The sequence below is a fragment of the Acetobacter conturbans genome (genome assembly GCF_011516755.1).
GTDB classification, from domain to species: Bacteria; Pseudomonadota; Alphaproteobacteria; order Acetobacterales; family Acetobacteraceae; genus Acetobacter; species Acetobacter conturbans.
Map to the genome: position 1 here is coordinate 99,289 of NZ_WOSY01000010.1, position 12,933 is coordinate 112,221.

A 12,933-nucleotide genomic window follows, 5' to 3' on the forward strand; every position below is an offset into this window, starting at 1 on the left:
CTCACAAAGCCGAATGTGTGCCCGGCCAGTTACGGGAAGCCGCCATCGATTTGGCCACTTCGATCAGGAGTTCACGCACGGCAAGAGAGGCTTCCGTTTCCGGGATCATCTCCGGCATGCAGAGCGAGACATCTTCCTGAATGGTCGGACTCTGCAAAGGATAGATCTTCGATTTTCCCGGCACGACAATCCGGCTCGCGACTGACCAGGGCAGGATCGTACTGCCAAGCCCGTCAGCAATGGCGTACTGCAGCGTGATCAGCGCCTCTATCTCCGCGACGATGGTCGGCTGAAGTTGCTTGCGCAGAAAAGCCATGTCGATGCTTTTCCGAACAAAATTGTGCCGGGGCGGCACCAGCAGCGGGATATCGACAATATCCTGAAGCTGCACAGCCCCGCCTTCCTCGCTGGAAAGCTCAAGACTCTCGGGAGCCAGAAGAAAGAATTCCTCTTTCATGAGGGGCATGAACATGACCCCCTTGATCGGCCCGGCACCATGAATGACCGCCATATCCAGCCGTCCGGTCATGATCAGCTCGCTGTAGATGTCGTCGAAACTTTCCGTCAGATGCAGTGTGATACCCGGCAGCTTTTCGCGAACGAGATGAAGGAGTTCCACGGACAGCGTTGAGCCTGCGCTGTAAGGAGACAGGCCGACCGACACCTTCCCCACCAGCGGCCCACTTCCCTGGCTGATCTCCACCATGGCCCGGTCCAGCTGCTTGATCAGCGTTTGCGCATGACGATAAAGATCAGAACCGGCGGCCGTAGGCGTCACGCCACTTTTACTGCGTATAACGAGCTTTTTCTTGAAAGCACTTTCAAGAGTTGCCAGTTGCTGGCTCAATGCAGGCTGTGCAATATTGAGCAGATCCGCCGCACGGGAAATGGACCCGAGGTCGATAATCTTTACGAATGCCTGAAGGCGCCTGATGTCCATGTGAACCTCCGGGTCAGTCCGAGTGAAGCGAAGGCTCGAAGAGACAAGGTTCGAGGCGCTCAGTCAATGAGTTCCTCTCGCCGAACATTTGCACGTGTCTCACATGACACGGCGGATGCTGATTACAACGTCCGTCTCCACGCCGTGATTTTTCACATGCATTTCTATTTATTATTTAATTATAAGATGTTTGTCGCATTTCGGCTTAAAAAGGGAATGTCAAACGTTACATATCGATAATCTGTATGACGCCACATCATAACGATACCGTATCATATTAATTAGCTAATTTGTTGTGCTCATTTTGTGCGGTCTTCGGGAGAGTGTCATGGCGGGTCTGTCGAAAAAGAAATTATACCTTGTTTCCGGAGTAATGGTCAGCACCTTTGTTCCCACTCTTGCTCATGCGGAGACTTCTACTTCGTCGAAAAGCGTGAAGCATTATAAAGTGGAAAAAAAGGCGGTCGCTTCGGCACGCCCGGCCCATACAGCTCCCACCTCCGTTCACGCGTCCAACGCTGAAGTGGTTCATGTCGCCGTCCACAGAACGAACTCCGTTTTCAACACATCCACGCCACAGCACAGCACAACGCAGGTCACGGTCGTAACGGGTGCGGAACTCCTCAAAACCGGCCAGTCGAATGTTCTCTCCGCTCTCGCGCAGGCTAACCCGGCGATCACCACCGCAGCTCTCCCCGGTGGCGGCGCGAGTTCCTTTGTGCAGACCATGCAGCTCCGCGGCCAGTCGCCTGATGACACGCTGATTCTGATCAACGGACACCGCCGCCACATCGGTGCGAATTTCAACTCGAACTCCGGCACCAACTGGGGCAGCGAGCCCGCCGACATCTCGCTCATCCCTGTGAGCGCCATCGATCATATCGAAGTGATCACCGAAGGCGCGTCCGCTCTGTATGGACAGGATGCCATCGCGGGCGCGGTGAACATCGTGCTTAAGAAAGACACGCATGGTGGCAGCGTAAACTTCAAGAACAGTGGTTTTTATGCCGGTGACGGTCAGGCCCTCGACGGGTCGGCGAATTACGGCATGGCGATCGGCAACAAGGGCGGTTATCTTGATCTCGCCGCACAGGTTGCGCACCAGATGCCGACAACCCGTGGTGGAGATTTCTACGGGACGCTGTTCAGTGATTCACGAAACGAAACAGCAAACCGCAATGTCCAGCGGGGTCTCGGGATCCCTAAATCCACTCTGGAAACGCTGAGTGAAAACATGGCCGTGCCGTTCGGGCAGGGTTTCGAATTCTACAGCACATCGACCTTCTCTCACCGTCGGGCAAATGTTGCGGAAACGTACCGTAGCGCCGCTGCTACCGATAGCTGGATCAATCCTACCCTGTATCCCAATGGTAACCAGCCCTACATTACCATGGACCAATATGATTTTCAGACTGACAACGGTATCAGAACGCATAAATTCGGTTTTGCGTGGGATGCCTATGTCACTTACGGCCGTGACCAGCAGAAATACGGCACTAAGGATTCCGAGAACGTTTCGATCCCGGGAAGCACCCAGACCTCCTTCTATGATGGCTCTTCGATTGCCTCCGAACTGACCGCCGGCCTGCGCGGCTCCCGTTCGTTCCGCACAAGCCTTCTGCCGCGTGAAATCAATCTTCGGTTCGGCGCTGAATATCGTCACGACACTTTCCAGATGACAGAAGGTGAACCTGCTTCATGGGAAGGTCTCGGGGCTACCGATCACCCTGGTAACGTGCCTCTGGCGGTGACCGATCAGAACCGTGACGTTTATGAAGGCAACGTCAATCTTGATTTCCATATCACCAAAAAATGGGAATGGACGCTGGGAGGCCGTGCCGCGAGCTACAATAATCTCGCCACGGTGGAAACTGGGTCGATCGGCACGCGCTATGACTTCAATAAGCGCTGGGCCATTCGTGCCAACATCAACACCGGCTACCGCCCGCCGACACTGGGTGAGATGTCCTATTTCTACTCGGCGCCGTATCCGGGCTACACCGTCGATCAGATTCCGGCCAACAGCGCCATTGCCAAATATCTTGGCGCAGGGAAAATGAAGGGCGAATACTCCCGCAGCTATTCAATCGGTCTTGATGCAAGCCCGATTGATAACTTCCACATCACCGGCAATCTGTATTACATCGCGATCAATGGCCGTCTGGGCAGCACGAAATCCTACAGTGTTGACACAAGCGACACCACTCTGATGAACCTGCTTTCGGCAGCAAGCCTTACGAGTGCAACAACGCTGTCCTATTACGCCAATCTTTATAACACCCAGACTTTCGGTGGTGATCTCAACGCGAACTATACTCTGCATACCAATCGCTATGGTAAGTTCGTATTCTCCATGGGCATCAACTTTTCCGATAACGAAATCCGGTCCGCCAAAGACAACCTCGTCAATGAATACACCAAGCAGATGGTCCTGCATGCTGCCCCAAAAAACCGTGAACAGATCAGTGTAAACTGGGAAATGGGCAAATGGTCCTTCTTTGTGCAGGAAATGCGTTACGGTTCGATCATTTACATGGCATCCCCAACCGGCGCGGGCAGCGTTCCGTTCAAACAGAACCCGGGTTTCATCACGAATCTGGAACTTGATTACAAAATCATGCCTCGCTGGACTGTCGGTGTGGGCGCCAATAACGCTGGAAACAAATATCCGACCCACATTTCCCGTATTATTGCCAACACTCAGCAGGGTCTTTCCAAATACGCATCTTACTCCCCGTATGGGTTTAACGGCGGCATGTATTACGTGAAGACTTCGCTCGACTTCTGAGACCTTTTTACGAAGAATCTGAATTCCGGGGCAAAAAGACCCCGGAATATCTGAAGACTTTCCACCACCATGATCCGGAGACTGCACGTTCTCCGGATCGAGAAAAATCTTTATTCCTGCCAATCACTCAAGGATTGTCAGGAATAGGCTTTCTCCTGCCAGACGATCTTTCCGATACATTCGTGGACTGCCGGGTTTTCATACCCCTTCTCTCAAGCTCCGTTGGCAAACAGCCCACCAGCTGGTCATGTCAGCCGCACCAGATACTCATCCCGCCCGCAACCGAAGCTATGGCACAATTGCCCTTCGTGGCCTCCTGTAAATCCTGCACCGCCACGGCAGAGCCTTCCGGCAGGCTTTCATGTGCAGACCTTATGTAGGTCCAGAACATTTTTCCGCACATGATTACTCGGCGATCGAAAAACCCATCACATAATGCAGAATGTGCCCCCTGAGGCAGATACATCCTCCGCACCAAGGGATCTGAGAACCTGGATCGGTTGCGAAGTGACATATGCGGCATGGGGTAAAAACGGATAAGTCCGGGCCAGAAAGCGTGCCCCGGCCCCGCAGGCGAAAAGAGGCTACCCCCACCGGGACGAGCGGGATGCTCCAATGCCTCTCTCCGGCGGGGGTGTGCGACATTCCCAAGCAATGCAGCCGCCAGATATCCGCACAACCCGTCATCAACAGGCTCGCTTTCGCTCCTCTCGCGCTCCACCCAATCGGTAGGTGCACACCCGACTGTCAGTTGGACTGTCTACACATTTCAGAGACCTAGCCACTACCCTCTTAAAAAGAGGCCGGGCCGCCTGTTAAGGTGCGCGCAAAAGGACTGTGACAATGCGGTATGTCTTTCCTCCTGCTCCCACTCCCTCCATTCCCGTCTCCGGGACGGACTCAGCCTTTCCCGTCCGCCGCATCTGGTGTGTCGGGCGTAACTATGGCGAACACACAAGGGAAATGGGGGGAGATCCGGCCAACGATACGCCGATCTTCTTCGCCAAACCCGCTGACGCCGTCACGCTGGACCGCACACTGCCGTTCCCACTGCACACAACCGATCTTCACCACGAGATCGAACTTGCCGTCGCCATCGGTGGACAGGGCGTACATGTGCCCGCAGGGAAAGCGCTCGATCTGGTGTATGGCTATGCGCTCGCACTCGACATGACGCGCCGCGACCTTCAGGCCATCGCCAAGAAAAAAGGTCAGCCCTGGGATCTCGCCAAGGGATTCGATCAGTCCTGCCCGATCACTCCCATCCGCCCGGTTACCGAGATCGGCCATCCCACGCAGGGGCGTATTTCACTGAGCGTGAATGGCGAAATCCGTCAGAATGGCGAAATCCGTGATCTGATCTGGCCGATCCCCGAGATCATAGCGACCCTCTCCAACTTTGTGGAACTCCGTCCGGGCGATCTGATCCTGACCGGCACGCCATCGGGCGTCGGCCCCGTACTGGCAGGCGACAGGCTGGTCGGAGAATGCGATGGCGTAGGACGGCTGGAGGTCGCATACGCCACCCGGGACTGAGGGTTGCAAAGACGTTTGTCCGCACGGAACAACTCTTGCATTCGCTTTCTTTGCCCCCATATTCTTCTACAAGATCAAGACCATGGCCGCGCCGCCTCCTTGAGGGGCGCCCTCCCATGGCCCTGACCGTCGCCTCACTTCAAAGGGACACACAGGAATATGGATATCCAGAAGTTTACTGAACGGTCGCGTGGTTTCCTTCAGGCCGCGCAGACGATCGCGCTCCGCGAATACAACCAGCAGCTTACGGCCGAGCATCTGCTCAAAGCGATGCTTGATGACAATGAAGGGGCTGCCTCTTCGCTGATCAAGGCAGCGGGCGGCAATCCGCTCGGCGCTCTTTCCAGCGTGGAAGAAGCGCTTGCCAAACTGCCTAAGGTGCAGGGTGGCGGTGCCGGTCAGCCGCAGGCCACCCCCGAACTGGTTCGCTTGCTCGATAATGCGGAACAGAGTGCACAGAAGGCAGGCGATTCCTTCGTTGCGCAGGACCGTCTGCTGGTCGCTATCGCGGCGTCTGACACACCAGCCGGGCGGGCGCTGAAAGATAACGGTGCGTCTGCCGATACGCTTGAAAAAGCTGTGGTGGCGGTTCGTAAAGGCCGCACAGTGACCGGCGAGAACGCCGAGGCCGGGTTCGATGCGCTGAAAAAATATGCGCGTGACGTGACCGCCGTAGCGCTCGCTGGCAAGCTTGACCCTGTAATTGGTCGTGACGAGGAAATCCGTCGCGCCATTCAGGTTCTCGCGCGCCGTAGCAAGAACAATCCCGTCCTGATCGGTGAGCCGGGTGTCGGCAAGACCGCCATCGTGGAAGGACTGGCCCAGCGTATCGTCAATGGTGACGTGCCGGAGGCGCTTCGCAACAAGAAGCTGCTTTCCCTCGACATGGGCGCGCTGATCGCCGGTGCGAAATATCGCGGTGAGTTCGAAGAACGCCTGAAGGCTGTTCTCAAGGAGATTGAATCCGCCGAAGGACAGGTCATCCTGTTCATCGACGAGATGCACACGCTTGTTGGTGCGGGTCGTTCCGACGGCGCGATGGACGCCTCCAATCTCATCAAGCCGGAACTTGCTCGTGGCACGCTGCATTGTATCGGTGCAACCACGCTCGACGAGTATCGCAAATACATTGAGAAAGACGCGGCGCTTGCCCGTCGGTTCCAGTCGGTCTTCGTGGGCGAGCCGTCGGTAGCCGATACGATCTCGATCCTGCGTGGCATCAAGGAGAAGTACGAGCTTCACCACGGTATCCGCATTGCGGATGGTGCGCTCGTCGCCGCCGCCACGCTGTCGAACCGCTACATCACCGACCGGTTCCTGCCGGACAAAGCCATCGACCTGATGGACGAGGCATCCAGCCGCCTGCGGATGCAGATCGACAGCAAGCCTGAAGAACTCGACGAGCTTGATCGTCGTGTCATCCAGCTCAAGATCGAACGGGAGGCTCTCCGCAAGGAGGATGACTCGGCCAGCCGTGAGCGTCTTGAAAAGGTCGATGCCGAACTGGCCGGGCTGGAAGAGAAGTCCGACGCGATGAACGCCGCCTGGCACGCGGAAAAGGACCGGGTCAACGCGGTTCAGAAACTCAAGGAGCAGCTGGACGAAGCGCGTTCACATGTTGAAATGGCACAGCGCAAGGGCGATCTCGGGCGTGCGTCTGAACTGATGTATGGCGTCATCCCCGATCTCGAAGCCAAGATCGCCGAGGCCCAGAACGCGGAACAGAACAGCGCCTCCGGCGACCTCGTCTCGCAGGCCGTCACCGAGCAGAGCATTGCTTCGGTCGTGTCGCGCTGGACCGGCATCCCCATGGACCGGATGGTCGAAGGGGAGCGTACGAAACTGCTCCGTATGGAAGATGAGCTGCGTAAGCGCGTCGTTGGGCAGGAAGCAGCACTCAAGGCCGTAGCTCATGCTGTGCGCCGTGCCCGCGCCGGGCTTCAGGACCCGAACCGTCCGATCGGCTCGTTCCTCTTCCTCGGCCCGACCGGCGTCGGCAAGACCGAACTGACCAAGGCGCTCGCTGAATTCCTTTTCGACGATGAAAAAGCTCTGCTCCGCATCGATATGAGCGAGTTCATGGAAAAACATTCCGTGGCCCGCCTGATCGGTGCACCTCCGGGCTATGTCGGTTACGAAGAAGGCGGTGTTCTGACTGAAGCCGTTCGGCGGCGGCCCTATCAGGTCATCCTGTTCGATGAGGTGGAGAAGGCGCATCCGGATGTCTTCAACATCCTGCTTCAGGTTCTTGATGATGGGCGTCTCACGGATGGTCAGGGTCGAACGGTGGACTTCCGCAACACGCTGATCGTGCTGACCAGCAACCTCGGCTCGGACGTTCTGGCCCACCAGCCTGATGGCGAGACCACGGACATGGTACAGGCTCAGGTCATGGAAGTGGTGCGTGCGCATTTCCGGCCCGAGTTCCTGAACCGTCTGGACGAGATCGTGCTGTTCTCGCGGCTACAGAAGAAGGACATGACGCGGATTGTCGATATCCAGATCAGTCGTCTCCAGTCTCTGCTGACCGACCGCAATATCGTGATCAAATTGGACGATCTGGCCCATCAGTGGCTGGCCAACGAAGGCTACGACCCTGTCTACGGGGCGCGTCCGCTCAAAAGGGTGGTGCAGCGCAGCTTGCAGAACCCGCTGGCGGAACTCCTGCTGGAAGGCACGATCCACGATGGTGAGACGGTCAATGTTTCCGCCAACGGCGATGGCCTGATCATCGATGGGCGCGAAGCGGAATCTGTTCTCGGCTGATCGCCAGTTCAGTCGCGTTGATTAAAGAGAGGCTCCCATCCGGGGGCCTTTTCTTGTTTTGTGGAGGTTTTCGGGATGTTCCCCTCGCGCTCCGGGGAGATCGCCATTGCGGAGGGTGAATCTGGGTGAACACCCTTTTTCCTGCGTTGAGAACAGCCAAACAGTTTGCGCAACTTTTCCCGGCAGCCCCGCGTTCAGATTATCAACTCAACACGGAGCTATTCTCATGGACCTTCTTCGCTGGACCCTGATCTTTCTGATCTTCGCGCTGATCTCCGCCGTGTTCGGCTTCACCGGCATCGCCGCGAACTTTGCCTATATCGGTAAGATCCTGTTCTTCATCTTCATCATCCTGTTTATCGTCGGCCTGCTGTTCGGCCGCCGAGCGTGACCACAAGGACCAGTAATCCAATCAGAACCGCGCAAGCTGCCAGCCCTCCCATCACAGTGAGTGAGATGGGAAGCCAGTTGAACAGATAGGTGGGCTGATCACAGGGTTTCCCCGGATGCAGGGGCATGGAGGCCAGACGTTCAGCGATCGTCTGGCCTTTCAGTTGAGGGGCCGCACATTCCGGCAGTGGACTTGGCCAGAAACCCCACTCGACACCCGCATGAACGAGGCTCAGAACCATATCTGCCAGCAGGGCAGGCACTCCCAGCACCGCGACGGGAACCGCCCAGCGCCGGGGAACGATCATCCCGATGACACCAATGGCGATCGCGATGCGCCAGGGCCAGCGCTCCCAAAAGCACAGGGCGCACGGAACCATCCCCATCCTGTTCTGAAGCCACCACACCAGAGACAGGGCGGCCACGCCGGAGACAATCAGCAGGAGATTGGGCAGGCGAACGGAGCCCGGCGTCTGCCGAATAAAAATCCTGCGTCGTGATATCATGCGCATACGTCCCGCGTGGTCATGGTCATCGTGCGGAAACCCTTCCGGGTTACCTTGCCCGACGCCTCTTTATCACGCTGACTCTGTTTTCTGCGACTTGTACAGCATGGCAAGGAAATCCCGCGCCCACGTTCCGGCTGTCGTATTGCGAACTTCAACGTTCAGGGCGTCCCAGCGCTTCTTGCGGTCTTCACGTTTCATGGTCAGCGCGAGATGCAGCGCATCGGCAATCTCGTCAGCATCGTGCGGATTGACGAGCAGGGCCTCACTCAGTTCCGGGGCCGCGCCTGCAAGATGCGAGAGTACAAGCGCGCCGGGATCTTCAGGGTCCTGCGCGGCGACATATTCCTTGGCGACCAGATTCATGCCATCGCGCAGCGGCGTCACAAGCCCGACATCCGCAAGGCGATAGAACCCGGCGAGCGTCTGCCGTGGAACGGGGCGCGTCAGATAACGGATGGGCGTCCAGTCATATTCGGCAAAGGCCCCGTTGATACGGCCGATCGTCTCATCAAGCTGCCGCCGCAGGAGGCGATATTCTTCCACCTCACCCCGCGAAACCGGGGCGACCTGAAGATAGGTCACATGACGGTGATGCTCGGGATAACGGATCAGCAGCCGTTCATAACCGAGGAAGCGCTCTTCCAGCCCCTTGGAATAATCCAGCCTGTCCGCACCGATGATGAGCGGCTCGTCATGCAGACTTTCCCTGAGGCGACGGACTTCGGGACCACCGAACGCCTCGCGGGCATCCTCCCCGAACGACACCGGATCGATCCCGATCGGGCAGGCCACCACGCGCGAGGGGTCGTTCATGCCTTCAACGTGCAGGCATTCCCACAAATTCTGCGCATCCTCCTCGGTCTGCACGCCCATGACATCATAGGCCTGCATGTCACGCAGAATGTCAGCCGCGCAGGGGAGCGCCCGAAACAGGCTCCAGGGCGGAAACGGAATATGGAGAAAGAAGCCGATAGGGTTCGTCACGCCGAGTTCGCGAAGTGCCTGCCCCAGCGGGAAGAGATGATAGTCATGCACCCAGATGACGTCGCCAGGCTTCAGCAAAGGCTTAAGCACCCGCGCGAACATCCGGTTCACATCCAGATACTGATGCCAGTCCGCCCGGCCGTAATCCATGAGGCCAAGCCGGTAATGACACAGCGGCCAGAGGATGCCGTTCGAAAATTTCTGATAATAGCCCCGGTGCTGGGCGGGCGTGAGCGGCACTGTCGCGTATGTGACCTTGCCGTGCGTATCGAGCGACGGTGCGGGATCTCCTCCCCGACTCTCCGCCTGATGCCCCGACCAGCCGAACCAGAGGCTGCTCGGCTCGGTGCGCAGCGCGTCGGCGAGTCCTATCGCCAGCCCTCCCGCAGGCTGGTTGCGTTCACGTGGGTCCGGAACCCGGTTAGAAACAATGACCAGACGACCCATGATTATGCCTCAGTGCCCGCAGCTATCGTCTTTTCGCCGACCGGCACGAGAGACGATAGCCAGGCCCGCAGCACGGCGGGCGTCGGAAAATCGATCGGAATCCGAAATCCGGTTCCACCCAGACGAATGGCCGCCTTGATGGCGTCCTCATCCGTCACGTCGTCTCCGACAAAGACCGGCTTCCGTCCGGCAAAGGGCGCATCCTCCATCAGAAGAGAAACAGCATAGCCCTTGTCGACGCCTGCTGGCCGGATTTCCCATGCCATTTTGGCGGCCTGAATATGGAATTTGTCTCCTTCAGGCTTCACCCATGCCTCCGCTGCGCGGCGGAGTTCCGCCTGTGCTTCAGGAGCACCGCGATAATGCAGGACGAACCCACCAATCTTGCGTTCCAGTCGCGTGCCGGGGAAGGACGCCACCAGCTCCTGCGCCTCCCGCACCCATTCACTCGGCACGGACGGCAACGCCGCACGCTGGATGGGACCACCGGGACGGTGCCTGATGGCGATGCCATGCTCTCCGGCCACCGCAAAAGGAATATCTCCCAGAAAAGCGTCGATCTGATCGACCGACCGTCCGGAAATGATGGCCAGCGCGTTTCCAGTGGCATCCCGCAGCCGACGCAGCACGTCTTTCAGTTCAGGTGCCACGATAACGGATTCGGGCGTCGGCGCGATATCGACCAGCGTTCCATCGAAATCCAGAAGAAAGGCAACCTGATCGAGAGGCATATGCATGCGGGTGAGACTGGAACCAGTCCGAGAAGCCGAAGGGCTGTTTGACGCAATCACGGTGAAGAACCTTCCCTGTTCGTCTGTACGCTCTTCAGGCAACCACTGCACCCACTCTAGGTCACACCTGGAGTTGCCAAGCCTGTTGCCACCATGCCGAACAGCCTTTCCCGCAACAAGGGGCACCTCCGCAGGGAGGGTATGCCACACCCGTCACCTGCCATTGTTCACCATATTTTCCTTGCAATGAGGTAAACACACGAAACCGCGATCGGTTCCGGATTACTGGGAATCGGGCTGTCCCTCACCGGAATCTGGTACGGTGCCACCTTCGGGCGCGGCTTGAGACGGTGCGCCCTTCTGGCTGTCATCACTGGGAGCGGTCGGTGTCCCGGCTGGCGATGCCTCACTACTGCCGGGCAACGAAGGAACCACCGGTGCCTGGAGCGGGAGCGGAGTGGGAGCCACATTGTCTCCCTCGCAGGTCACGACGCGAATATCGTAGATCGGACTCTCGAAGATACCGAGCGAAGGCTCCTCGGCCAGCATCCAGCCGTGAAAGACCGCTCCAGCTTCGCGCTTATCCTGCACGTCCACCCACGCGGCGGTATCCCGCCGCAAAGTCGGCGCATGAACCAGACACCGGTTCACGGTGATATCCAGCGTTTCGTAGTGTCCGGCACTGCCGACTGGCAGCGTAAGCGTTTCCACACGGGAATCGAGCCTGTTAAGCACACGAACGACGGCCGTGCTTTTCCCCTGCCAGGTGTTGGCAGGATACATCGCTGGCGGCGCCAGAGGCTCGGCAGCGAAACCTCTCCCCTGCGTCAGCAGAAAAGCCCCCGCAGCGAAGGCTCCTTTCAGAAAACGTCCGACCACAGAAGTCCTCACTGTGTGCCTCCGGCACGTGGGCTGGGAAGCGCCGCCACCATCTCGGTCAACAGCTGCTTCATTACCGCTTCATCGACACCGATCAGAACCGCATCCTCAAAAGCATCCCGCAGCACGCCCTGCAGTTCGTCCCAGTTCTGTCGCAGCACCAGCAATTTTTCCGTGCAGGAAACCGGGGTGCCATCTTTCTGAAGCCAGTGAGCGGGCACTTCCATCATGGGAGATCAGAGGCCCCCTGCCCTTTTGACGCTCCCTCATCAGCCTTTGACCGATTGGCCTGCGTCAGCGTGTCCGTCACCGAGAAGATGAACTTGCTCAGCAACTGCTCCAGGCTGATAGCGCCCTGCGTCACGCTCACGACGCCGCCCGCCCTGAGCATCCGCGTATCGCCGCCCGGAGAGAGGGAGATATATTTACCACCAAGCAGGCTGTCGCTCGTGATGATAGCAGCGGTGTCAGTCGGAAGCTGGACATCGTGACGCACTGTGAAAATCACACTCGCCTTGAAGGTTTTCGGGTCCACCGTCTCCGACACGACGTGCCCCACGCTGATTCCCGCCAGTTTGACGTCCGAACCGACATCAAGCCCGTCGATATGGGAGAAGTCGGCGTTCAGGTGATAGCCGTCATCGGTCTTGCGCCCGGTGTTCAGAATGGCGAACGCCAGCAACAGCGCGAGCAGAACAATCACCCCCACCCCGGCGATAAGCTCGACCGTCGAACGGGTCTGCCGAAGCGGCGGCAGCACGGCTGCGGATGGCGGGGAATTGGTCGAAACGGAACTCATCGGCCCTCACACGGCTCTTTTACTCACACGCTTTTGATCAGAAATACGAGCGGGTGACAAACGGGATAACGTCACTCTCAGGCAAAAATATGCCTTTCGTTCCTGCCGCAGCGGCAAAAAACGATTTACGTCTGATCCCTGCCCCACAAAAACGAGCAGCTTCG

The 12,933-nt window shown here is 58.0% G+C and carries 11 protein-coding genes; 4 read left to right on the top strand and 7 right to left on the bottom strand.

Features of this window, described 5'->3' with window-relative positions; all coding sequences use genetic code 11:
- Position 1: 1 nt before the first annotated feature.
- A complete protein-coding gene (locus tag GOB81_RS11555) occupies positions 2-940 on the bottom strand; it encodes a LysR substrate-binding domain-containing protein (protein WP_173570579.1) in 939 nt (312 codons plus the stop codon).
- 328 nt (positions 941-1,268) lie between these two features.
- Between GOB81_RS11555 and GOB81_RS11560 the strand changes: the two genes are divergently transcribed.
- The 4 genes from GOB81_RS11560 to GOB81_RS11575 all read left to right on the top strand — a co-directional run bounded on the left by GOB81_RS11560 (position 1,269) and on the right by GOB81_RS11575 (position 8,421).
- Positions 1,269-3,728, top strand: a complete 2,460-nt coding sequence (locus GOB81_RS11560) for a TonB-dependent receptor plug domain-containing protein (protein ID WP_173570580.1) — start codon at positions 1,269-1,271, stop codon at positions 3,726-3,728.
- 843 nt (positions 3,729-4,571) lie between these two features.
- The gene (locus GOB81_RS11565; RefSeq protein WP_173570581.1) at positions 4,572-5,264 is read left to right on the top strand and encodes a fumarylacetoacetate hydrolase family protein; all 693 of its coding nucleotides are present in this window, start codon (positions 4,572-4,574) and stop codon (positions 5,262-5,264) included.
- A gap of 159 nt (positions 5,265-5,423) precedes the next feature.
- Positions 5,424-8,030 carry an ATP-dependent chaperone ClpB gene (clpB, locus tag GOB81_RS11570; RefSeq protein WP_173570582.1) on the top strand — a complete coding sequence of 869 codons (2,607 nt, stop codon included), beginning with the start codon at positions 5,424-5,426 and terminating at the stop codon, positions 8,028-8,030.
- Between the two features lie 226 nt (positions 8,031-8,256).
- On the top strand, positions 8,257-8,421 hold the full coding sequence (locus tag GOB81_RS11575; protein ID WP_173570583.1) for a DUF1328 domain-containing protein: 165 nt from the start codon (positions 8,257-8,259) through the stop codon (positions 8,419-8,421).
- On the opposite strand, the gene GOB81_RS11580 is transcribed toward GOB81_RS11575, so the two are convergent.
- The 6 genes from GOB81_RS11580 to mlaD form a co-directional block, all read right to left on the bottom strand.
- Positions 8,387-8,926: a disulfide bond formation protein B gene (locus GOB81_RS11580; protein ID WP_242010219.1), complete on the bottom strand. Its 540-nt coding sequence runs from the start codon at positions 8,924-8,926 to the stop codon at positions 8,387-8,389. The two genes, GOB81_RS11575 and GOB81_RS11580, sit on opposite strands and share 35 nt — an antisense overlap.
- A gap of 72 nt (positions 8,927-8,998) precedes the next feature.
- Positions 8,999-10,360 (bottom strand): alpha,alpha-trehalose-phosphate synthase (UDP-forming), encoded by a 1,362-nt coding sequence (locus GOB81_RS11585; protein WP_173570585.1) that lies wholly within the window; start codon positions 10,358-10,360, stop codon positions 8,999-9,001.
- Positions 10,361-10,362: 2 nt separating this feature from the next.
- Positions 10,363-11,091, bottom strand: coding sequence for a trehalose-phosphatase (gene otsB, locus GOB81_RS11590; RefSeq protein ID WP_173570635.1), 729 nt, complete (start codon positions 11,089-11,091; stop codon positions 10,363-10,365).
- A gap of 282 nt (positions 11,092-11,373) precedes the next feature.
- Positions 11,374-11,982, bottom strand: coding sequence for a DUF2155 domain-containing protein (locus GOB81_RS11595; RefSeq protein WP_338421357.1), 609 nt, complete (start codon positions 11,980-11,982; stop codon positions 11,374-11,376).
- Positions 11,979-12,197, bottom strand: coding sequence for a hypothetical protein (locus GOB81_RS11600; RefSeq protein ID WP_173570637.1), 219 nt, complete (start codon positions 12,195-12,197; stop codon positions 11,979-11,981). The genes GOB81_RS11595 and GOB81_RS11600 overlap by 4 nt, the downstream gene beginning before the upstream one ends.
- Complete coding sequence (gene mlaD / locus GOB81_RS11605) at positions 12,197-12,769, bottom strand: outer membrane lipid asymmetry maintenance protein MlaD (protein WP_173570586.1); 573 nt, start codon at positions 12,767-12,769, stop codon at positions 12,197-12,199. Before mlaD ends, GOB81_RS11600 begins: the two co-directional genes overlap by 1 nt.
- Between the last annotated feature and the right edge of the window lie 164 nt (positions 12,770-12,933).

What these genes read in the sequence shown, in the direction of transcription:
- GOB81_RS11565 (WP_173570581.1), top strand. Translation starts at nt 4,572, where the DNA reads ATGCGGTATGTCTTTCCTCCTGCTCCCACTCCCTCCATTCCCGTCTCC.
- mlaD (WP_173570586.1), bottom strand. Translation starts at nt 12,769, where the DNA reads ATGAGTTCCGTTTCGACCAATTCCCCGCCATCCGCAGCCGTGCTGCCG.
- GOB81_RS11600 (WP_173570637.1), bottom strand. Translation starts at nt 12,197, where the DNA reads ATGGAAGTGCCCGCTCACTGGCTTCAGAAAGATGGCACCCCGGTTTCC.
- GOB81_RS11555 (WP_173570579.1), bottom strand. Translation starts at nt 940, where the DNA reads ATGGACATCAGGCGCCTTCAGGCATTCGTAAAGATTATCGACCTCGGG.
- GOB81_RS11560 (WP_173570580.1), top strand. Translation starts at nt 1,269, where the DNA reads ATGGCGGGTCTGTCGAAAAAGAAATTATACCTTGTTTCCGGAGTAATG.
- GOB81_RS11575 (WP_173570583.1), top strand. Translation starts at nt 8,257, where the DNA reads ATGGACCTTCTTCGCTGGACCCTGATCTTTCTGATCTTCGCGCTGATC.
- otsB (WP_173570635.1), bottom strand. Translation starts at nt 11,091, where the DNA reads ATGCCTCTCGATCAGGTTGCCTTTCTTCTGGATTTCGATGGAACGCTG.
- GOB81_RS11580 (WP_242010219.1), bottom strand. Translation starts at nt 8,926, where the DNA reads ATGATATCACGACGCAGGATTTTTATTCGGCAGACGCCGGGCTCCGTT.
- clpB (WP_173570582.1), top strand. Translation starts at nt 5,424, where the DNA reads ATGGATATCCAGAAGTTTACTGAACGGTCGCGTGGTTTCCTTCAGGCC.
- GOB81_RS11585 (WP_173570585.1), bottom strand. Translation starts at nt 10,360, where the DNA reads ATGGGTCGTCTGGTCATTGTTTCTAACCGGGTTCCGGACCCACGTGAA.